Source organism: Kitasatospora sp. NPDC058046 (assembly GCF_042885595.1).
GTDB lineage: Bacteria > Actinomycetota > Actinomycetes > Streptomycetales > Streptomycetaceae > Kitasatospora.
Genome location: NZ_JBHVRS010000016.1, coordinates 107,422 through 127,525, shown reverse-complemented (window position 1 = coordinate 127,525; position 20,104 = coordinate 107,422). Strand labels below are relative to the sequence as shown.

Annotated in this window: 15 protein-coding genes; 11 read left to right on the top strand and 4 right to left on the bottom strand. The window is 75.0% G+C overall.

Translation table 11 applies throughout. The features are described 5' to 3' along the window. Positions 1 to 150: 150 nt before the first annotated feature. From egtA to ACFVU7_RS28695, 5 genes are all read left to right on the top strand, one after another. Positions 151 to 1,431: an ergothioneine biosynthesis glutamate--cysteine ligase EgtA gene (egtA, locus tag ACFVU7_RS28715; RefSeq protein ID WP_241853032.1), complete on the top strand. Its 1,281-nt coding sequence runs from the start codon at positions 151 to 153 to the stop codon at positions 1,429 to 1,431. After that, complete coding sequence (gene egtB, locus ACFVU7_RS28710; protein ID WP_387819996.1) at positions 1,428 to 2,834, top strand: ergothioneine biosynthesis protein EgtB; 1,407 nt, start codon at positions 1,428 to 1,430, stop codon at positions 2,832 to 2,834. Before egtA ends, egtB begins: the two co-directional genes overlap by 4 nt. Beyond that, positions 2,834 to 3,583 carry an ergothioneine biosynthesis protein EgtC gene (egtC, locus tag ACFVU7_RS28705; RefSeq protein WP_388047916.1) on the top strand — a complete coding sequence of 250 codons (750 nt, stop codon included), beginning with the start codon at positions 2,834 to 2,836 and terminating at the stop codon, positions 3,581 to 3,583. The genes egtB and egtC overlap by 1 nt, the downstream gene beginning before the upstream one ends. A 44-nt stretch (positions 3,584 to 3,627) precedes the next feature. Continuing rightward, a complete protein-coding gene (gene egtD / locus ACFVU7_RS28700; protein WP_074004338.1) occupies positions 3,628 to 4,599 on the top strand; it encodes an L-histidine N(alpha)-methyltransferase in 972 nt (323 codons plus the stop codon). Positions 4,600 to 4,740: 141 nt separating this feature from the next. After that, positions 4,741 to 6,168: a sugar porter family MFS transporter gene (locus ACFVU7_RS28695; protein WP_074004449.1), complete on the top strand. Its 1,428-nt coding sequence runs from the start codon at positions 4,741 to 4,743 to the stop codon at positions 6,166 to 6,168. A gap of 107 nt (positions 6,169 to 6,275) precedes the next feature. On the opposite strand, the gene ACFVU7_RS28690 is transcribed toward ACFVU7_RS28695, so the two are convergent. After that, entirely contained in the window at positions 6,276 to 6,938 is a 663-nt protein-coding gene (locus tag ACFVU7_RS28690; protein WP_074004337.1) for a TetR/AcrR family transcriptional regulator, read from the bottom strand. 173 nt (positions 6,939 to 7,111) lie between these two features. Between ACFVU7_RS28690 and ACFVU7_RS28685 the strand changes: the two genes are divergently transcribed. From ACFVU7_RS28685 to ACFVU7_RS28670, 4 genes are all read left to right on the top strand, one after another. Further along, positions 7,112 to 8,275 (top strand): acyl-CoA dehydrogenase family protein, encoded by a 1,164-nt coding sequence (locus ACFVU7_RS28685; RefSeq protein WP_074004336.1) that lies wholly within the window; start codon positions 7,112 to 7,114, stop codon positions 8,273 to 8,275. A 71-nt stretch (positions 8,276 to 8,346) separates the two neighbouring features. Then, positions 8,347 to 9,546, top strand: a complete 1,200-nt coding sequence (locus tag ACFVU7_RS28680) for a thiolase family protein (protein WP_387820002.1) — start codon at positions 8,347 to 8,349, stop codon at positions 9,544 to 9,546. A gap of 144 nt (positions 9,547 to 9,690) precedes the next feature. Then, entirely contained in the window at positions 9,691 to 10,449 is a 759-nt protein-coding gene (gene fabG / locus ACFVU7_RS28675; RefSeq protein ID WP_049655523.1) for a 3-oxoacyl-ACP reductase FabG, read from the top strand. A 209-nt stretch (positions 10,450 to 10,658) separates the two neighbouring features. Beyond that, positions 10,659 to 12,029 (top strand): S8 family serine peptidase, encoded by a 1,371-nt coding sequence (locus ACFVU7_RS28670; protein WP_049655521.1) that lies wholly within the window; start codon positions 10,659 to 10,661, stop codon positions 12,027 to 12,029. Positions 12,030 to 12,163: 134 nt separating this feature from the next. On the opposite strand, the gene ACFVU7_RS28665 is transcribed toward ACFVU7_RS28670, so the two are convergent. Next, entirely contained in the window at positions 12,164 to 14,458 is a 2,295-nt protein-coding gene (locus ACFVU7_RS28665; RefSeq protein ID WP_388047914.1) for a hypothetical protein, read from the bottom strand. Positions 14,459 to 14,630: 172 nt separating this feature from the next. Between ACFVU7_RS28665 and ACFVU7_RS28660 the strand changes: the two genes are divergently transcribed. Both ACFVU7_RS28660 and ACFVU7_RS28655 read left to right on the top strand, forming a co-directional pair. Beyond that, positions 14,631 to 15,179, top strand: a complete 549-nt coding sequence (locus ACFVU7_RS28660; protein ID WP_388047912.1) for an HAD domain-containing protein — start codon at positions 14,631 to 14,633, stop codon at positions 15,177 to 15,179. 15 nt (positions 15,180 to 15,194) lie between these two features. Further along, entirely contained in the window at positions 15,195 to 15,497 is a 303-nt protein-coding gene (locus tag ACFVU7_RS28655) for a hypothetical protein (RefSeq protein ID WP_388047910.1), read from the top strand. Between the two features lie 63 nt (positions 15,498 to 15,560). Here ACFVU7_RS28655 and ACFVU7_RS28650 read toward each other — a convergent pair whose 3' ends face one another. Beyond that, entirely contained in the window at positions 15,561 to 19,595 is a 4,035-nt protein-coding gene (locus ACFVU7_RS28650; RefSeq protein WP_388047909.1) for a LysM peptidoglycan-binding domain-containing protein, read from the bottom strand. Continuing rightward, the gene (locus ACFVU7_RS28645; RefSeq protein WP_380664591.1) at positions 19,595 to 20,044 is read right to left on the bottom strand and encodes a hypothetical protein; all 450 of its coding nucleotides are present in this window, start codon (positions 20,042 to 20,044) and stop codon (positions 19,595 to 19,597) included. The genes ACFVU7_RS28650 and ACFVU7_RS28645 overlap by 1 nt, the downstream gene beginning before the upstream one ends. Positions 20,045 to 20,104 lie beyond the last annotated feature (60 nt).

Sequence of the window (20,104 nt, the reverse complement as noted above, 5' to 3'; positions counted from 1 at the left end):
GGGCATCCCCGCATGCTCCGTAGCAGACTGGGCAAGGTAGACCGGGCCGCAATCGTGATCCCGAGGATGGTGAGTCCGGTGATACCGGTATCCCGCACCACTCCGCCCGACCGGCAGAGCACGCCAACACCCCCGCCGGGGGTGACCCCGTTGACCGAATCGGGGGCGCGCAGCCACGTGTCGGGCGTCTGCTTCAAGATCGGACCGCCCCGTCTGGTGGGGGTGGAGGTCGAATGGTTCGTCCATGACGATCGATGTCCGTCCCGCCCCGTACGGCCGGAACTGCTCCACGCCGCACTGGAGTCGCTGCCACTCGGCGGACCGGACGGCGTCTCCCTCCCCTCCGGTTCGCGCCTCACGCTCGAACCCGGCGGACAGGTCGAGCTCAGCTCCCCGCCCGCCACCGGCCTCCTGGCCTGCGTCGAGGACACCCGACGCGATCTGACCGCCCTGCGGGCCGCCTTCGCGGCACAGGGCCTGCGACTCACCGGCACCGGGACGGACCCGTACGCCCGCCCCCGACGGATGGTGCTGGACCACCCCCGCTACCTCGCGATGGAGCGCTTCTTCGACTCCGCCGGGCCCTGGGGCCGCATCATGATGACCGGCACCGCGTCGGTGCAGGTCTGCCTGGACGCCGGCGAGGCGGACGGGCCGCACGCGGTGGAGCGCCGCTGGCGACTGGCCCACCGGCTGGGCCCGGTGCTGGTCGCCGCATTCGCCAACTCCCCTACACTGGACGGTAGTTCGACCGGCCATCGGTCCACCCGGCAGGCCGTGTGGTCCCGGATGGACCCGACCCGCACGCTCGCCCCGGAGCCGGACCACGGCGACCCGCGCGAGGCCTGGGCACAGTACGTGCTGGATGCCCAAGTCCTGTGCGTACGAAGGCCCGAGGGCCTGCCCTGGACGGCCCCGACCGGGCTGACCTTCCGCGACTGGATCCGCGGCGCGGGCGAACGCCCGCCCACGCTCGACGACTTGGACTACCACCGCACCACCCTCTTCCCGCCGGTGCGCCCGCGCGGCCACCTGGAGCTGCGGATGATCGACGCCCAGCCCGGGGACGGCTGGGTGGTGGTCGCCGCACTGGTCACCGCCCTGCTGGACGACCCGGTGGCCGCCGATGCCGCGCTGGCCGCGCTGGAGCCGCTGGAACGCACCGACGGTCCGCGCCCGCCGCGCAGCGAGGTCTGGCGCCGGGCCGCCACCCTGGCCATGGCCGACCCGGAGCTGCGCCGGGCCACCCTCACCTGCTTCGCCGCCGCCGACGCCGCACTGGGCCGCCTGCCCGGCGCCGGTCAACTGCGCACCGTCGTCGCCGAGTTCGCCGAGCGCTACCCCGCGCGCGGCCGCTGCCCGGCCGACGACCAGCTGGACGCCCTGCGCTCCGGCACCCGACCCGCTCCCCCGGAGGAGGCCGCACCATGACCGACGTCCGACCCCACGGGGGCACCGAGGCGGCCGGCCCGGACCGCAGCACCGGCCCGACCGCCGCCACCGCCACCCCTGACGCCGCCGCCACCGGCACCGAGGCGCTGCGCGAGAGCATCGCCACCGAGCTGCTGGCCGCCCGCGCCCGCACCGCCGCGCTGACCGACTGCGTCGGGGACGGCGACCTCACCGCCCAGCACTCCCCGCTGATGTCCCCGCTGGTCTGGGACCTCGCGCACATCGGCAACCAGGAGGAACTCTGGCTGCTGCGCAACGTCGGCGGCCGCGACCCGATGCACCCCGAGATCGATCCGCTCTACGACGCCTTCCAGCACCCCCGCGCCGAGCGCCCCAGCCTGCCGCTGCTGCCGCCCGCCGAGGCCCGCGCCTACGCCCACGAGGTGCGCGGCCGGGTGCTGGACCTGCTGGCGGCGAGCCCGCTGGAGGGCGCGCCGCTGCTGGACGCCGGGTTCGCGTTCGGGATGATCGCCCAGCACGAGCAGCAGCACGACGAGACGATGCTGATCACCCACCAGCTCCGCCAGGGCGAGCCGGCCCTGGCCGCCCCACCGCCACCGCCCGCGCCCGCCGACGCGGCCGCCCTGCCCGCCGAAGTCCTGATCCCCGCGGGCCCGTTCACCATGGGGACGGACACCGAGCCGTGGGCGCTGGACAACGAGCGCCCGGCGCACACCGTCGACCTGCCGGCCTTCCTGCTGGACACCACCCCGGTCACCAACGCCGCCTACCAGCGGTTCATCGCGGACGGCGGCTACGACGACCCGCGCTGGTGGACGCCGGAGGGCTGGGAGCACCGCCGCCGCGCCGACCTGACCGCCCCGCTGTTCTGGCGCCACCAGGACGGCCAGTGGCTCCGCCGGCGCTTTGGCACGGTGGCGCCGGTCGAGCCGGACGAGCCCGTCCTGCACGTCAGTTGGTACGAGGCGGACGCGTACGCCCGGTGGGCCGGCCGGCGGCTGCCGACCGAGGCCGAGTGGGAGAAGGCGGCCCGGCACGACCCGGCCACCGGCCGCTCCCGCCGCTACCCCTGGGGCGACGGCCCGCCCGGCCCCGAGCACGCCAACCTCGGCCAGCGCCACCTACGCCCGGCCGGGGCGGGCAGCTACCCGAAGGGCCGGTCCCCGTACGGGGTGGGCCAGTTGATCGGCGACGTGTGGGAGTGGACGGCCAGCGACTTCCGCCCCTACCCGGGCTTCCGGGCCTGGCCGTACCGGGAGTACTCGGAGGTGTTCTTCGGCCCCGAGCACAAGGTGCTGCGCGGTGGCTGCTTCGCGGTGGCGCCGGTCGCCTGCCGGGGCACCTTCCGCAACTGGGACTACCCGGTCCGGCGGCAGATCTTCGCCGGGTTCCGCACCGCCCGCGACCTGGAGGCGGACTGATGTGCCGTCACATCGCCTACCTGGGCGAGCCGGTGGCACCCCGGGAGCTGCTGGTGCACCCGCCGTACGGGCTGTACCAGCAGTCCTGGGCGCCCCGGGTCCAGCAGTACGGCACGGTCAACGCGGACGGCTTCGGCCTCGGCTGGTACGCGGACGGCGACGAGGTGCCCGCCCGCTACCGCCGGACCGGGCCGATCTGGGCGGACGAGGCCTTCGCCGACCTCGCCCGGGTGGTCCGCACCCGGGCGCTGCTGGCCGCCGTCCGGTCCGCCACCGAGGGCTGCGCGCCGGGCGAGGGCGCGGCCGCGCCGTTCGCCGCCGAGCGCTGGCTGTTCAGCCACAACGGCGCGGTGGCCGGCTGGCCCGGCAAGCTGGACGCGCTGGCCGCCCTGCTGCCCCCGGCCGAGCTCCTGGACCTGGAGGCGCGCACCGACTCGGCGCTGCTGTGGGCGCTCACCCTGCACCGGCTGCGGGATGGCGCCGGGCCGGGCGAGGCCCTGGCGGGCACCGTCGCGGACGTCACCGCGCACACCACCGGGCGGCTCAACCTGCTGCTCACCGACGGCGCCTCGATCGCCGCGACCACCTGGGGCGACACCCTGTACCACCGCACCCTGCCGGGCCTCGGCACGGTGGTGGCCTCCGAACCGTACGACGACGCGCCGGGCTGGACGTCCGTCCCCGACGGTTCGCTGCTGCTGGCGGACTCGCGCGGCGTCACCGTACGCCGCCTCCCCGGCCGCGACTGATCCCCACTCTTCCTTCACCTTCTGAACAGAGGAACCACCCTGTCATGGACACCTTCGAACTCACCCGACTGCTGCCCGCCGACCACTTCAGCACCGCGCTGCGCCACGACGTGCAGCACGGACTGACCGCGCGGCCCAAGTGGCTGCCGCCGAAGTGGTTCTACGACGCGCGGGGCAGCGAGCTGTTCGAGGAGATCACCCGGCTGCCCGAGTACTACCCGACCCGGGCGGAGCGGGCCATCCTGACCGCCCGGGCCGGCGAGATCGCCGCCGCCACCGGGGCCCGCACCCTGGTGGAGCTGGGCTCCGGCTCCTCCGAGAAGACCCGGCTGCTGCTGGACGCCCTGCGCGCGCTCGGCACCCTGGAGACGTACGTCCCGGTGGACGTCAGCGAGAGCGCGCTGACCGCGGCCGGCGCCGCCATCTCCGCCGAGTACCCCGGGCTCGCGGTGCACGGCGTGCTCGCCGACTTCACCGCCGGGCTCGGCCTGCCCCCGGAGGGCGGCCCGCGCCTGGTCGCCTTCCTCGGCGGCACCCTCGGCAACCTGCTGCCCCTTGAGCGCGCGGCCTTCCTGCACGGCCTGCGCACCGCCCTCGACCCGGGCGACTTCCTGCTGCTCGGCACCGACCTGGTCAAGGACCCGGCGGTGCTGGTCGCCGCCTACGACGACTCCGCCGGGGTGACCGCCGAGTTCAACCGGAACGTGCTGAACGTGCTCAACCGCGAGCTGGGCGCCGACTTCGACCCGGACGCCTTCGAGCACGTCGCGCTCTGGGACGCCGAGCAGGAGTGGATCGAGATGCGGCTGCGCTCGCTGCGCGCGCAGTCCGTGAAGATCCCGGCCCTGGACCTGCCGGTGCACTTCGCCCGGGGCGAGGAGCTGCGCACCGAGGTGTCGGCGAAGTTCCGCCGGGAGCGGGTGGCCGGGGAACTGGCGGCGGCCGGGCTGCGGCTGAGCCACTGGTGGACCGACCCGGAGGGCCGGTTCGGGCTCTCGCTCGCCTCGCCGGCCTGACCGCCACTCCCGGACGGCCCAATTTGCTTGTTCACCTTACGAATTCTCAGAGCGAAACTTGAGGTTCCCGGTGTACAAGACTTAAACGAATAGGGGTTACGATCTCGGCTACCGAGCTCAGCGTTGAGTACCAGGAGTCAGATCGTGAGCGTCACCCAGAAGCCCTCCGGGGCGGTCGAGGCCCCCGCGCCCGGCCGCCTCGGCTTCGTCGTCTTCATCACCGCGGCAGCGGCCCTCGGCGGCTTCCTGTTCGGCTACGACAGCTCCGTGATCAACGGCGCCGTCTCCGGCATCCAGGAGAAGTTCGGCGTCGGCAGCGGCGTGACCGGTCTGATCGTCTCCTCAGCCCTGCTGGGCTCGGCGGTCGGCGCCGCGATCGCCGGACGGTTCGCCGACCGGTACGGCCGCATCAAGGTCATGAAGGCGGGCGCCCTGCTGTTCGCGATCAGCGCGGTCGGCTCGATGCTGCCGTTCTCCGCCTGGGACCTCGCCCTCTGGCGCGTCCTCGGCGGCGCGGCCATCGGCATCGCCTCGGTGATCGCCCCGACCTACATCGCCGAGGTCGCGCCGACCAAGTACCGGGGCCGGCTGGCCTCCTTCCAGCAGGCCGCGATCGTGCTCGGCATCGCGATATCCCAGCTGGTCAACTGGGTGCTGGCGCAGGCGGCCGGCGGCGACACCCGCGGCCGGCTGCTCGGCCTGGAGGCCTGGCAGTGGATGCTCGGCATCTGCGTCGTCCCGGCCGCGGTCTACTTCGTGCTCGCCTCGGTGATCCCCGAGTCCCCGCGCTACCTGATCCAGGCCGAGCGCCTGGACGACGCCCGCAAGGTGCTCGCCGAGGTCGAGGGCGAGGGCGTGGACACCGACGCCCGGATCGCCGAGGTCCAGGCGCTGATCGCCTCCGACCACCGCCCGCGCTTCCGCGACCTGCTCGGCGGCCGCTTCGGCCTGCTCCCGATCGTCTGGGTCGGCATCGGCCTGTCGGTCTTCCAGCAGCTGGTCGGCATCAACGTGATCTTCTACTACTCGTCGATCCTGTGGCAGTCGGTCGGCATCGACCAGGGCAACTCGCTGCTGATCAGCTTCGTCGGCTCGGTGATCAACATCCTCGGCACCGTGATCGCGATCGTGCTGGTCGACCGGGTCGGCCGCAAGCCGCTCGCCCTGATCGGCTCGGCCGGCATGGCGGTCGCGCTCGGCACCGCCGGCTGGGCCTTCTCCTCGGCCACCGGCAGCGGGGACAACCTCACCCTGCCCGACCTCCAGGGCACCGTCGCGCTGGTCGCCGCCAACGCCTTCGTGCTGTTCTTCGCGATGTCCTGGGGCGTCGTCGTCTGGGTGATGCTCGGCGAGATGTTCCCGAACCGGATCCGCGCCGCCGCGCTCTCCGTCGCCGCCTCCGCGCAGTGGATCGCGAACTGGGTGATCACCGTCTCGTTCCCGTCCATGTCGCGCTGGAACCTGTCGGCGACCTACCTGATCTACGCCGCCTTCGCGGCGCTCTCCATCCTCTTTGTGGCGAAGTTCATGAAGGAGACCAAGGGCGTCCGGCTGGAGGACATGGGCTGATCCGCCCGTCGGCCCGCCGACCTCTCGGCCCCCGTACCCCCGGCGCGATCAGCGCGGGGTGCGGGGGCCGAATCGTTTCCGCTCGACCGGGCCCCTCCAGCCTCGTCTCAGGGCCGCTCGGCGAGCCGGGCGTAGCGCAGGGCGAGCCCGTCGAGCAGCGCCTCCAGCCCGGTCTCGAAGGCTCCCTCGTCCACCGTCCCGCGGTGCCCGGCCAGCCGGTGCGCCTCGCCGAGGTGCGGGTAGTCGGCCGCGTCGTAGACCTCGGCGTCGGCGGGGAAGCCGGCCGCGAAGGAGGCGAGCGCCGAGCCGGTGACGAAGTAGCGCATCAACGCGCCGATCCTGGTCGCCTGACCGCGCGGCCACCCGGACTCGACCAGGTGGCCGAAGACGGCGTCGGCCAGCCGCAGGGCGTTCGGCCGGCGCCCGGGGCCCTGGGCGAGCACCGGGACGATGTTGGGGTGGGCGGCGAGCGCGGCACGGTAGGAGCGGGCCCAGTCGCGCAGCGCCTCCGGCCAGGAACCCCCACCGGCCCCGGCAGCCCCGGCGGTGCCGAACATCGACAGGTCGACCTCGCCGATGACGCTGTCCACCACCGCGTCCAGCAGCTCGTCCTTGGTGGCGAAGTGGTTGTAGAGCGAGGGCCCGCTGACCGACAGCTCGCTGGCGAGCCGGCGGGTGGAGAGGGCGTCCAGCCCCTCCTCGTCGATCAGCCGCAGGGCGGCGGCGACGATGCGCTCGCGGCTGAGCAGCGGGGTGCGTGGACGGGCCATCGCGGCGGGTGCCTCCGGTTCCTCCGGTCGGGTGTGCTGGGGACCGATTCTGGCAGGTGCCCCTTCCCAGCGCGGGCGGGGCGGGGCTACAGTCCCCCCATAAAACTTGCAGCGCTAGTTTAATGGGTCCGGCCCTGGGGTCGGGGCCCTGGACACCGGATTCGGGAGCCGCCGTGAACCTGGAGTTGTCCGAGGAGCAGAGCGCCGTCCGTGACCTCGCCGCCTCCTTCACCGACCGCGAGGTCGTGCCGCACGCCGCCGAGTGGGACCGCGCCGAGTCCGTCGACCGCGCGATCATCGGCAAGCTGGCGAAGGTCGGCTTCCTCGGGCTGACCATCCCGGAGGAGTACGGCGGCAGCGGCGGCGACCACCTGGCGTACTGCCTCGTCCTGGAGGAACTCGGGCGCGGCGACTCGGCCGTGCGCGGGATCGTCTCGGTCTCGCTCGGCCTGGTCGGCAAGTCGGTCAACGCCTTCGGCACCGAGGAGCAGAAGCGGCACTGGCTGCCCCGGCTCACCTCGGGCGAGGCGCTCGCCTGCTTCGCGCTCACCGAGCCGGGCACCGGATCGGACGCCGCCAGCCTCACCACCCGCGCCGTCCGGGACGGCGGGGACTGGCTGATCAGCGGCGCCAAGACCTTCATCACCAACGGCACCTGGGCCGACGTCGCCCTGGTCTTCGCCCGCACCGGCGGGGACGCGCCCGAGCAGCGGGGCCACCGGGGCATCACCGCCTTCCTGGTCCCCACCGACCTGCCCGGCTTCACCCGCACCGAGATCCACGGCAAGCTCGGCCTGCGCGGCCAGGCCACCGCCGGCCTCTCCTTCGAGGACGTCCGGGTGCCGGACAGCGCCCGGCTCGGCGAGGTCGGCAAGGGGTTCACGGTGGCGATGGCCGCGCTGGCCAAGGGCCGGATGTCGGTGGCGGCCGGCTGCGTCGGCATCGCCCGGGCCTGCCTGGAGGCCGCCGTCCGCTACGCGGGCGAGCGCGAACAGTTCGGCAAGCCGATCGCCTCGCACCAGCTCGTCCAGGAGCTGCTGGCCGGCATCGCCGTCGACGTCGAGGCGGCCCGGCTGCTCACCTGGAAGGTCGCCGACCACATCGACCGCGGCCTGCCGTTCGCCACCGAGTCCTCCGTCGCCAAGCTGTACGCCAGCGAGGCCGCCGTCCGGGCCGCCAACAACGCGCTCCAGGTCTTCGGCGGCTACGGGTTCATCGACGAGTACCCCGTCGGCAAGTACCTGCGCGACGCGCGGGTGATGACGCTCTACGAGGGCACCAGCCAGATCCACCAGTTGCTCATCGGACGCGCCCTGACCGGCGTCAACGCCTTCTGACGCCGGCCCGCCAAGCCGCCCTGCCCCGCCGCCTGCCCCGCCACCCGTTTCCCGAGAAGGAGCCCGACGACGTGCGTCCCGTCTACTTCGCCGCCGCCCGCCGCACACCCATCGGCCGACTGCGCGGCGCGCTCGCCACGGTCCGCCCGGACGACCTCTCGGCCACCGTGCTGCGCGCCCTGCTCGCCGACGTCCCCGCACTCGACCCGGCCCGGATCGACGACGTCTACTGGGGCGCCGCCAACCAGGCCGGCGAGGACAACCGCAACGCCGCCCGGATGGCCGTGCTGCTGGCCGGCCTGCCGGAGACCGTCCCCGGAGCCACCGTCAACCGGCTCTGCGCCTCCGGCCTGGAGGCCGTCACCCTCGCCGCCCGGGCCATCGGCTCCGGCGAGGCGGACGTGGTGCTGGCCGGCGGCTGCGAGTCGATGACCCGCGCCCCCTTCGTCCTCCCCCGTCCCGACGAGGCGCTGCCGCACCGGATGGAGACCTTCGACACCCGGCTCGGCTGGCGGCTCACCAACCCGCGGATGGCCGAACTGCACGGCGTGCTCAGCATGGGCGAGACCGCCGAGGAGGTGGCCGCCCGGTACGGCATCGGCCGGGAGCGCCAGGACGCCTTCGCGCTGCGCAGCCACCAGCGGGCCGGCGCCGCCCGCGAGGACGGGCACTTCGACGCGGAACTCGTCCCGGTCGAACGGCCGGACGGGGTGACGGTGGGCCGCGACGAGGGCATCCGCGAGGACACCAGCCTGGCGAAGCTCGCCGGCCTCAAGCCGGTGTTCCGACCCGGGGGCACGGTCACCGCCGGGAACGCCTCACCGATGAACGACGGCGCGGCCGGGCTGCTCCTGGTCGGCGAGGAGGCGCTGCACGACCTCGGGCTGCGGCCGCTCGGCCGGTACGTGGCCGGCGCCTCGGCCGGGGTGCACCCGGACGTCATGGGCATCGGCCCGGTCCCGGCCACGGCGAAGGTGCTCGCGCGGGCCGGCTGGTCGCTCGCCGACCTGGACACCGCCGAGCTGAACGAGGCCTTCGCGGCCCAGGCGCTCGCCTCCGCCGACGGCATCGGGTTCAGCCCGGAGCGGGCCGAGGAGGTGGTCAACCCCAGCGGCGGCGCGATCGCGCTCGGCCACCCCCTGGGCGGCTCCGGCGCCCGCATCCTCACCACCCTGCTGCACCGGATGCGCCGTACCGGTGCCCGGCGCGGTCTGGCCACCATGTGCGTGGGCGTGGGGCAGGGTACGGCCGTGCTCGTCGAGAACGTCTGACGACCGGCGCTCCCCGTCCGTCGATCCACACCTCTGTCGATCCACAACTCTGTTGGTCCACACCTCTGTTGATCCACACCTCCGTCGGTCCGAGCCTCCAGGGCCCGAACCGACCTTCAACCTCCAGACTTCCGAGGAGTTCACATGACGCGGTTCGCGGGGAAGGTCGCCGTGGTGACCGGCGCGGCCCAGGGCATCGGGGCGGCCACCGCCCGTCTGCTGGCGGAGGAGGGCGCGGCGGTCGCCGTCGTCGACCTCACCGCCGAGCGGGCGGCCGGGACGGTCGCCGAGATCACCGCCAAGGGCGGCACCGCCCGGGCGTACGGCTGCGACGTGGCCGACTACGACGCCGTGGAGGCGGTGTTCGCACAGGTCGCGGCGGACCTCGGCGGGGTGCATATCCTGGTCAACAACGCCGGGATCACCCGGGACAACCTGTTCTTCAAGATGCCGAAGGCCGACTGGGACGCGGTACTGACGGTCAACCTGACCAGCGCGTACAACTGCAGCCACGTCGCGCAGAAGTACATGGTGGCGCAGAAGTACGGGAAGATCGTCTCGCTCAGCTCGCGCTCCGCCCTCGGCAACCGGGGCCAGGCCAACTACGCGGCCGCCAAGGCCGGCATCCAGGGCCTCACCGCGACCCTGGCGATCGAGCTCGGGCCGTTCAACGTCAACGTCAACGCCGTCGCGCCCGGGTACATCGCCACCGCGATGACCGCGGCCACCGCCGAGCGGGTCGGCAGCAGCGCCGAGGAGCACCAGACCGAGGTCGCCGCCCGGACGCCGCTGCGCCGGGTCGGGCAGCCGGAGGAGGTCGCCTCGGTCGTCGCCTTCCTGGCCAGCGAGGAGGCCTCGTACGTCAGCGGGCAGACGCTGTACGTCAACGGCGGAGCACGCTAGGCGGTCGTCTGACGTGTCGTCATGTCGCCGTCCCGGGTGGGAGGTTACTTTCCCCTGGGACGGCCTTTACCTTTTCGCGTGGCCGAGTATGACCATGTCCTTGATCACATGGCCCCACCAAATGACTATGGCATGATCATGCAGCTCTCGATGGGATGGCCGCACCGACCCGACCGAACCAGGTCGGGCCCTGCGCCCCAAGGAGTCCCATGGGCAGCCCCGCCACCCTCCGCCGCGCCCTGGCCCTGCTCGCCGTGGGGGCCACCGCCCTCACGGCCGGTACCGTCGCCGTACCGGCCGCCGGCACCGCGATCGCCGCCCCCGCGCACGATCTCACGGGCGTCCACGTCCGCCCCGCCTCCTTCGGGCACCACAACGCCCAGGGCCGCCCCGCCCCGCTGAGCACCACCCAGTGCGTCAGCCAGGTCGGTATCCACTGCTACTCGCCGCTGCAGTACCGGACCGCCTACAACCTGGACCCGCTGTACCAGGAGGGCATCACCGGCAAGGGCCGCACCATCGTCATCGTCGACTCCTTCGGCTCGCCGACCATCCAGCACGACCTGGAGGTCTTCGACAAGCAGTGGGGCATCCCGGACACCAACGTCGAGGTGGTCAAGTGGGGCAACGTCCCCACCTGGGACCCGAAGAACCCCGACCACACCGGCTGGGCCGGCGAGACCACCCTGGACGTCGAGTACGCCCACGCGATCGCCCCCGACGCGCACATCATCCTGGTCGAGACCGGCGTCGCCGAGACCGAGGGCACCACCGGCCTGCCCGAGATGATGGACGCCGAGAAGGCCCTCATCAAGGCCGGCCGCGCCGACGTCATCTCGCAGAGCTTCGGCGCCACCGAGAACACCTTCCCGGGGTACGACAAGGGCGACTTCAAGTCGCTCACCGACCTGCGCTACGCCTTCCAGGCCGCGGCCGACCACAACGTGACGGTGCTCGCCGCCTCCGGCGACAACGGCGCCACCGACGCCCAGGAGAACGGCACCGACCTGTACCCGTACAAGGTCAACTCCTGGCCGTCCTCGGACCCGCTGGTCACCTCCATCGGCGGCACCCAGCTCACCCTGGACGACAAGGGCAACCGCACCGCGCCCGACAAGGTGTGGCACGACAAGTCCGGCGCCGGCGGCGGTGGCGTCTCGGGCATCTTCGAGCGTCCGTGGTACCAGGCCGGCGTCGCCAACGTCACCGGCAACCACCGCGGCACCCCGGACATCAGCATGAGCGCGGCCGTGGACGGCGCCGCCTGGACCTACGAGTCCTACGACCCGACCTCGGTCGGCTGGCACCTCACCGGCGGCACCAGCGAGGCCACCCCGCTGTTCTCGGGCGTCGTCGCGCTCGCCGACCAGCTCGCCGGCCACCGCCTCGGCCAGCTCAACTGGCGCCTGTACGGCATGAACCTGCTGCCGAGCAAGTGGAGCGGCATCGTGGACGTGAAGCAGGGCGACAACGGCTGGAACGGCGTCACCGGCTACAACGCGACCGAGGGCTACGACCTCGCCAGCGGCCTGGGCACCATCGACGGCGCGAAGTTCGTGCACGCGGTCGCCGGTCGGTGAACCGGCGGGTCACCGGGTGACGGGTGACAAGTAACAGATAACAGACGACAGCGGACAGATTTTGAAATCTGTCCGCTGTTCGCTGTTTTCCGTCTGCTGTTATCCGTCAGCTGTCGCCCGCCGACCGCCGGTTGTCAGCCGGTCGCGGCCAACTGGGCGAGGTAGCGCTCGGCGGCGCGGAGCTTGCGGCCGTCGGGGCCCGGGAGGTAGGCGCGCAGTTCGATGATCTCCGGGGCGATCCGGATGGCCTCCGCACGGTCGGCGATCGCGCGCCAGCAGGCCTCGGCGTTGGTGGCCGCCCGCTGGGTCTCCACGTGGTCCGGGCCCTGCGAACGGAGCAGCGTCAGCGCCACCTCACGGTAGATGTCCGCGGCCTCGGCCGACCGGCCCGCGAGCCGGCAGACGTGCGCCCGGACCTGCCGGACCTGCAGCACCGGCTCGGAGACGGCACCGTGTTCGGCGATCGCCTCCAGTTCGAGGGCGAAGGCCAGGTCGGTGGCGGCGGCGTGGTCCCCGGCCTCGGCGCTACGGACGATCCGTCCGATGACCTCGCGGTAGTCCGCGCGGGGCGTAGCGGCCGCCGCTGCCTCATCGGCTTCGTCGGCCGGTGCGTCGGCAGGGACGTCACTCGGGGCGGGCGGCGCGTCGGCGGGAGCGTCCTCGGCCGGCGCTTCGTCCTGCGGCACGGCGTCGGCCGGCACCTCGTCAGAAGGTGTCCCGTCCACCGGAACGACGTCGGCGGGAGCCTGCTCGGCGGACTCCTCCTCGCCGGGCGCCTCGTCCGTCGGCACGGACTCCACCGGGACGGCGTCCCTGGGCTCCTCCGCGGCCTCAGGTGCCTCCTCGACGACCTCCCCGGCAGCGCCCTCGGCTGCCTCCTCGCTCGTCTCCTCCGCCGTTTCCTCCGCTGCCTCCTCGGCCACCGGCTCGACCACGGTCCCGACCGCCTCCGCCGCGGCTTCGGCGGCCACCGCGGCTTCCTCCTGCGGGAGTTCGGGCTCGGCGACGGCACCGTCCACCGGCTCCGGCCGGGACTTCAGGAGCGTGACGCCCGCCGGGTGCGCGCTGTCCTCGGGCACGGTGTCGGCCGGGGCGGGCTTGCGCAGGGTCACGCCCGGTGCCTCGACGCTCCCGCCCGCCTTCTGCAGGCTGACCGGGCGGGCCGGCCGGGGCGGGGTGGGCGGTACGCCCGGCTTGACCAGGCTGACCGGACCGCCCGCGGCCACCGGAGACCCGGCGAACGCAGCGGACCCGACCGCCCCCGCCGACGACGCCGACGACGCGGGCGCCCCGGCCGGGGCCGCTACCGGCCACTCGGGGGCGGCGTCCCGGGGCTCCGCCGGACGCGGCAGCGGCGCCGTCGGCGCCACCGGGGGCGGCGGCGCGTCGGAGGGCGCCGTACCGGCGGTCGGCAGCGGTGCCACCTCGGCCGGCAGGCCCTCGCCGCGACGGGCGGTGTTGCGGAAGAACGGCCGGTCCGGGGCGTGCGTGGCCAGGATGACCACATCCGGCCGCAGCACCGAGTACACCTGCTGACGCAGCTGCTCCGGCGCGAGCACCTCGCCCGCGCCGGGCCGCCCGCCGTGCAGCGCCTCGATCAGGGCGCGGGTGAAGGTGCCGATCTGTTCCGGGTCCGGGCTGACCACCGCCCAGAGCGGGATCCCCTCGCTGAGCGGCGAGACGGTGCCCTGGAGGTACGGCCAGGCGTTCTGGTCGGCGCTCAGGTCGGCGATGACGAGGGTCTGCCACTCGGCCGGACGGTGGCTCAGCTCGGCGGCGACGGCCTGCCAGGGGAGGCCGTCCTGCTTGGCGTCGCGCAGGGTCAGCTGGAGCTGCCCGCCGCGCTTGTCGGCGACGACGTGGCCGCCCAGGTGGATCAGCAGCGGTCCGGGGTGCCGGGAGGCGGCGCGCAGGTGGGCGAGGACGGTGTGCGGGTCCCCGGCGCCGGGGAGGTGGACGGCGTCCACCGCGTCCGCGGCGAGCAGCACCTGCGGCGAGACGGCGGCGAGCATCGCCGAGAGCACGGGTGCCTGGGTCGGTCCGCCGCGGCCCCAGGTGCGGCGGCCGGACGTTCCGTACCCGCCCTCGATGACCAGGATCCGTCCGCGCGGCGCGGCACCGAGCCCGCCCGCGCCGACGGCGGCGGCGCTCGGCGCCGCGCTCTGGACCGGGAACGGCGGCGGGGTCGCCGTGGACGCCGCCCCGGCGGCGGGCAGCCCGGTGAGGGTCCATCCGGTGGGCGGGACGGGCGGCGCGACCGGTGGTGCGGCCGGTGGTGCGGCCGGGGGCGCCGGCGGCGGCTCGTACAGCGCGGCGGGGCCGGGCGGGTGCTCCTCGGCCGGGAGGCGCGGGGGCGGCGGTACGGCGTCCCAGGGACCCGAGCCCCCGGCCGGGTCGGGACCTCCGGAAACCGCTGTCGTCTCCGCCATCTCCTGGTCACCGCCCCGCCCCGCCGCTCCCGCGGCGTCTGATGCCCTCGACTGCGTGGTGCCTGCCACCACACTCCGTGCGCGCCACCCTACGAGATCCCGGCTCGCCCGTTCCAGGCCGGGTGGCCGATCGGCGCGCCACACCGCCCGCGCCGCCCGCTAAGGTGCCGTCATGATCGATACCGATCGCCCGTTGCTCTTCCTCGACGTGGACGGTCCGCTGATCCCCTTCGGGGGCCCGCCGCCGGGCGGCTACCCCGTCCACCGCAGCCCGCACGTCCCGGCCGGTACGACGCCGGGCGGGAACCCGCTGATCTCCCGCGTGGACCCGGAGTTGGGCCCTCGGCTGCTCCGCCTGCCGGCCGAGCCGGTGTGGGCCACCACCTGGCTGGAGGACGCCAACGAGTGCCTCGCGCCCTGGCTCGGTCTGCCCCGACTGCCCGTCGTGGACTGGCCGGTGGACGACTCCGACGACGCGGAGGACGCGGACACCGCGGACGCCACGTACCCGCCGCAGGGCCTGCACTGGAAGACCCGCACGCTGGTCGCCCGGGCGGGCGGGCGGCCGTTCGCCTGGGTGGACGACGAGATCACCGGGGCCGACCGCCGCTGGGTCGCCGCCCACTCCCCCGCCCGCGCCCTGCTCCACCGGGTCGATCCCCGACGCGGGCTCACCGACGCGGACTTCGCCGCGCTGGACGCCTGGCTGCGGACGGCCTGACTGCACTGCCCCGCCATGGAACCCCTCGCCGGAACACCGTCCCGCTGGCATCTGGCCCTGCACGGCGGGGCATTGGTCGAGCTGTGGGCGGACGGGTACGGCGTCGAGGGCGGGACGTACGTGTTCAGCTCGCTCGTCCGGGCGACGGCGGAGGAGCAGGAGCAGGTCGAGGTGGTCGCGCGGACCCCGGCGGACGACCGGCGGGTCCTGGTGGCCGTGGCACGGGTTCAGGAGGCCGTCGTCCAGGACGTCCACTCGGCCGCCGAGCCGGCGCGCGACGGCACCTGTGCCTGCCGGCCCTTCTCCTGGGAGGAGTGACCGCTCCCGGAAACCCGTCCGGCCACCCCTGGAACAGGAGTGGCCGGGCGCGCGGTCGCGGCGTCAGGAGCCCGCGAGCAGGTCCCGCAGCAGGGCGACGGTGTCGGCGTCCAGGTCCCGGCCGGTCCGGCGGCTGAGGGCGTCCAACCGGTTGACAGCGCGCAGGAGTTGGTCCCGGGCGCCGGCCGAGGCGTAGGCGTAGAAGAGGTCCCGGTGCAGCAGTTCGACGTCCGGGGCGACGGCGAGGCCGCGGAAAACGGCGGCCTCGGCGCTGCGGTGGTCGCCGTACTGCAGGCGGCGGGCGGCCAGTTCGTGGGCCGTGTCGACGATCGCCGCGATCATGTCCTGCCGCTCGGCCTCGGCCCAGCCGTACGAGGCCGGCGGGGCCTCGGCGAACGGCGCGCCGCGGACCAGGGCCAGGGCGTGGGCGAGGGCCGCGTCGGCGGTGGCGCTGGTGCTGCGCATGCCGCGCCGGTAGAGGCCGCGGAACTCGTCCCAGTCGCAGGTGACCGCCGGGGCGAAGGAGTAGCCCTCGGTGCCCTCGGTGGGCAGGAAGACGCGGCCCTCCGGCGAGGTGCCGAACCAGGCGGCCAGGTCGGCGAGTTTGGCCGGCAGCGGGCTCTCGGAGCCGGCCGCGGTGGGGTGCGGGTCGAGGTGCGCCGCGCCGGGGTGCAGGTCGTGGTCGAGCGCGTGGCGGTCGGAGCCGGGGCGCAGCGCCAGGTAGACGGCCAGTTCGGTGAGCCGGGGCAGCGCGCCGGGTGCGGCGGCGCCGAGGACTCCCGCGACGTCCACCGGGCCGAGCAGCCGGATCCGGGGGGCGTTGCGGGGGGCGTGCGCCTCCGGGGAGCGGAGGATGGCGAGCAGGTCGTCGCTGTCGCTGCGGCCGGGCGTCGTCCGGGCGACCGGGGCGACGGCGGCGGGGCCGGGCTGCTCCGTACCGACGGCCTCGGCGGCTTCGACGGCCTCCGCGGTCTCCGCCGTCCCGGCCGGTCCGGTCCCGAGGGCGACGGCGGCCTCGGGAGCGGCAGCGGCAGCGGGAACGGGCTCGGTCGACGGCACAAGGCCCTCGGCCGTCTTCGACGCGGTCGGCTCCGCCACGACGGGCTGCGGCACGACCGGCTGGACGGCGAGCACGACCGTCGCCGTGGACTCCGAGCCGGTGTCCCCCGGCCCGGCCGTCCCGTCGTCCTCCGCCAGGCCCGGCCGCCGCAGGTCGCGGGTGGTCTCGTCGGTCGCCGCCTGCCGTCCCTGCCCGTTGACGGCGAACCGCGCCGGGCCGGCCGGGGCCGGGGCAGGCGCCGGAGCCGGGCTCGACGCCGCGGGCGGCAGCGCGGCAGGGGTCGGAGCGGGCGCCACCGGATCGGTGCCCGCGAACGGGCTGGCACCGGTGCCGATGACCCGGGCCAGCAGCCGGGGACCGGCGGCCGCGCCCTCCTCCGCTCCGCCTGCCGAAGCCCCGCCGACGGAAGTCCTGCCGGCGGAAGCCCCACCGACGGAGGCCCCGCCGGTCGAAGCCCCGCCGACCGGAGCCGCGGCAGCCGGACCTCCGATGGCCGGGACCGCCACGGCGGCCGAGGCCCCGACGGCGGCCAGCACCGGGACGGCGGCGGGCAGTTCGGTGGTGTCGGTGTCGTCCTCCGGCCCGTCCAGCGTCCAGGCCGGGGCCGGGTGCTGGGTGGTGTCGTCGGCGACCCGGAGCAGCTCGGCGACCTGGTCGTACTGCCGGTCGCTGAGCCGCTGCAGCTCGACCGTGAGGTGCAGGCCCGGGATCGCGGCCTGGCCGGAGGCCGGCAGGGTCCAGCGGGCGACCGGGCCGGTGCCGCGCTCGGGGGCACGGGTGATGACGGCGACGCAGGTGCGCGGACGGGCGTCGAGCAGGCGTCCGAGCTCGGCCGGGACGTCCCCGCCGGGCTGGTGGGCGCAGAGCACGATCTCGGGCGTCCAGGACTCGTCGGCCTGGCCCCGGCTGCGGGCCTCGCGCGGGCTGGTGGCCTCGGCGGCGACGAGGGTGGCGCGGGCCTTGGCGGTGCGCGGGCCGAGGGCGGCGAGCGCGGCCTCCAGGGTGGGGTGGCGGTGCACGCGTTCGGCGGCCGGACCGCTGATCGGCACCTCCTCGGCGAGGTCCACCAGGTGCAGGTGGAGCCGGTCGGCGAGCGGGCTGTGGGCCAGTTCGACGGCGAGGGTGCGCAGCACGTCGCGGGCGTCGTCCGGGTGGCCGGACAGGTGGAGCAGCCGGACGGCCTCCAGGTCGGCGAGGACCACCGAGCCGTCCGGCGAGGTGCCGAGGGTGACCAGCGCGGGGTAGGGCGCGGCGGTCTTCCGGGCCTGGCCGGGGCTGAGCAGGTCACCCGAGTCGGCGCTGCACCACCACACGTTGGCGGCGTGCGCGGCGCGGAACGGCGCGATCGGGGTGGCCGGTCCGGACAGGTGCAGTTCGATGGTCCGGCCCAGGGTGATCCGGGCGGCGACGATGGCGGGCAGCCGCTTGCCGCCGCGCACGGTGTTGCGGGCCAGGGTGCGCAGGGAGCGGTCCAGCAGGTCCAGTCCGGCCTGGTCCTGCCGGGCCATCAGCTCGTTCTCGAAGGCGGCGGCCTCGGCCTCGGGCATCGCGATGCGGTGCCGGGGCCGGCGGGCGCGCTGCTGGGTGCCGCGCTTGTGGGCGACGGCGCCGACCATGACGGCCGCGAGCAGGACGCCGACGGTGGAGGCCGAGAGGGCGACGGTGTAGTCGTCGCTGGGGGCCGGGTCGGCGTGCGCGGCGGGGGCGGGCGCGTGGGCCGGCGCGTGCGTGGGCGCGGGCGCCGGGGCCGACTGCGGCGCGCCCGGCGCGGGAGCACCCGGCGCCGGAGCCTGGTCGGCGGGGGCCGGCGCGGGGGCCGGGGCCTGGTCGGCCGGGGCCTGATCAGCGGGAGCCGGTGCGGGCACCGGTGCGGCAGCCCCCGCCCCCGGAACGGTGAGCACCATCCCCGGCACCACCACGTCCGGGTCGGTCAGCTGCGTCCCGTCCGGGGCCTGCGCCCCCTTGTTCGCCTCGAACAGCTTCGGCCACTGCTCCCCGTCCCCCAGCTCCCGCTGGGCGATGGCCGACAGGCTCTCCCCGGTCTGGACGGTGACGGTCCGCTGGCCGCCGGAGCCGGCCGCGCCGCCCGCGCCACCGGGCCCGCCGGCCTCCGTCCCGGACTGCGGAGCGCTCTGCGGCGTCTCCTGCGGCGCACCCTGCGCCGGGTCACCCGAGGGGGCCGGGGCGGGCGGCGCCGGCGTCCTCGCCTCGTCCGGCTTGGCGTCCGCCGGCATCAGCAGCTCCCAGCCGGGCTGGATCGGCCGGTCGGCGTCGAAGCGGATGCCCGAATCGCCCATCATCCGGCCGTCGTTGAGCTTGGCGATCTCCACCCACCGCTCCCCCGAGCCCAGTTGGCGCTCGGCGATGGACCACAGGCTGTCGGCCGGCCGGGCGTCCCGGACGGTGTACGTGCTCTGCTGCTCGGCGGCCGGGGTCAGGGCCGGCGCGGCCTGCGCCGCGGGCAGTGCGGCGCGCTGCACGCCCGGCGTCAACTGCGCCTGGACGACCGGACTGTGGTTCGGCTCGGGGACGGCCGCGAAGGCCGAGCCGGCCACCGGGAGCAGGGCGAGCACCGAGCCGACCAGCCCGGCGGCGAGCCGCTGGCTCCAGCCGAAGGCCGGGATGCGGCGGGCGATCCGGCCGCGCAGCTGGGCCGGGATCTCCAGCAGGACGGAGAGCGCGAAGCAGGCCCAGGCGATCCAGCCGACCACCACCAGCGCCCAGAGGAACAGGCTTCCGTCGTCCGGACTGGTGAGCGCCTCGCCCACCCCGCCCGAGGCGACCTCGCCCATCCCGGCGACCGCGTCGGTGCCGTACAGCAGCAGCGCGGGGACGCCGAACAGCAGCGCGAGCAGGGCGACCAGCGCGCCGAGCGCGGTGATCACGGCGCGGCCGCGGCCGCGGGGTGGTCGGGGCGCCGGGGCGGCGGGCCTTCGGGCACCGCCGGCCCGATGGGACGTCCCGGCCCGGCCGTTGGGGGCCTGGCCGTTTCGGGCCTGGGCGGTACGGGCCTGGTCCTTGGCACGTGGCGCGGCCATCAGTCGGTCTCCGCTTTCTCTACTCCGTGGACGAGGGTCGCACTGCCCTTGCCCGTAACCTTCCGCTCCCCGAGGGCGCCCAGCAGGACCGGGCGGTAGTCGGCCTGCACGGTGACGGTGACGACCTTGCCGTCACCGGAGAACTCGATGCCGCCCGCCCGCAGGCCGTACAGGCCCAGGTAGGCGTCGGCGGCGTCCCGCACGTACTTCTCCTGGACCTTGAAGCCCTTGCCCTGGAGGACGGCCGCCCGGTCGAGCTGCTGGCCGCCGACCCGCGCGGCCTCCAGGGCGTAGGCGTCGGTCCGCTCGGCGACCCGCAGCCGGCCGCCGGCGTCGATCACCAGGGCGATGACGAGCACGACGTAGGCCGCGCAGATCGCCACGAAGAGGGCCACCGCGCCCCGGTCGGACCGGCGCGCCGACAGCCGTCGCCGCAGACGGCTCACCACTTCCGTCCCCTCCCCCCACTTCGCACGACGCTCTCCCCACCGGCCCCCACCGGGCGCCGC

Bases quoted from the DNA above. Each gene is read 5' to 3' on its own strand.
- egtB (WP_387819996.1), top strand. From the start codon at position 1,428: ATGACCGACGTCCGACCCCACGGGGGCACCGAGGCGGCCGGCCCGGAC.
- egtC (WP_388047916.1), top strand. From the start codon at position 2,834: ATGTGCCGTCACATCGCCTACCTGGGCGAGCCGGTGGCACCCCGGGAG.
- egtD (WP_074004338.1), top strand. From the start codon at position 3,628: ATGGACACCTTCGAACTCACCCGACTGCTGCCCGCCGACCACTTCAGC.
- ACFVU7_RS28690 (WP_074004337.1), bottom strand. From the start codon at position 6,938: ATGGCCCGTCCACGCACCCCGCTGCTCAGCCGCGAGCGCATCGTCGCC.
- fabG (WP_049655523.1), top strand. From the start codon at position 9,691: ATGACGCGGTTCGCGGGGAAGGTCGCCGTGGTGACCGGCGCGGCCCAG.
- ACFVU7_RS28670 (WP_049655521.1), top strand. From the start codon at position 10,659: ATGGGCAGCCCCGCCACCCTCCGCCGCGCCCTGGCCCTGCTCGCCGTG.
- ACFVU7_RS28665 (WP_388047914.1), bottom strand. From the start codon at position 14,458: ATGGCGGAGACGACAGCGGTTTCCGGAGGTCCCGACCCGGCCGGGGGC.
- ACFVU7_RS28660 (WP_388047912.1), top strand. From the start codon at position 14,631: ATGATCGATACCGATCGCCCGTTGCTCTTCCTCGACGTGGACGGTCCG.
- ACFVU7_RS28655 (WP_388047910.1), top strand. From the start codon at position 15,195: ATGGAACCCCTCGCCGGAACACCGTCCCGCTGGCATCTGGCCCTGCAC.
- ACFVU7_RS28650 (WP_388047909.1), bottom strand. From the start codon at position 19,595: ATGGCCGCGCCACGTGCCAAGGACCAGGCCCGTACCGCCCAGGCCCGA.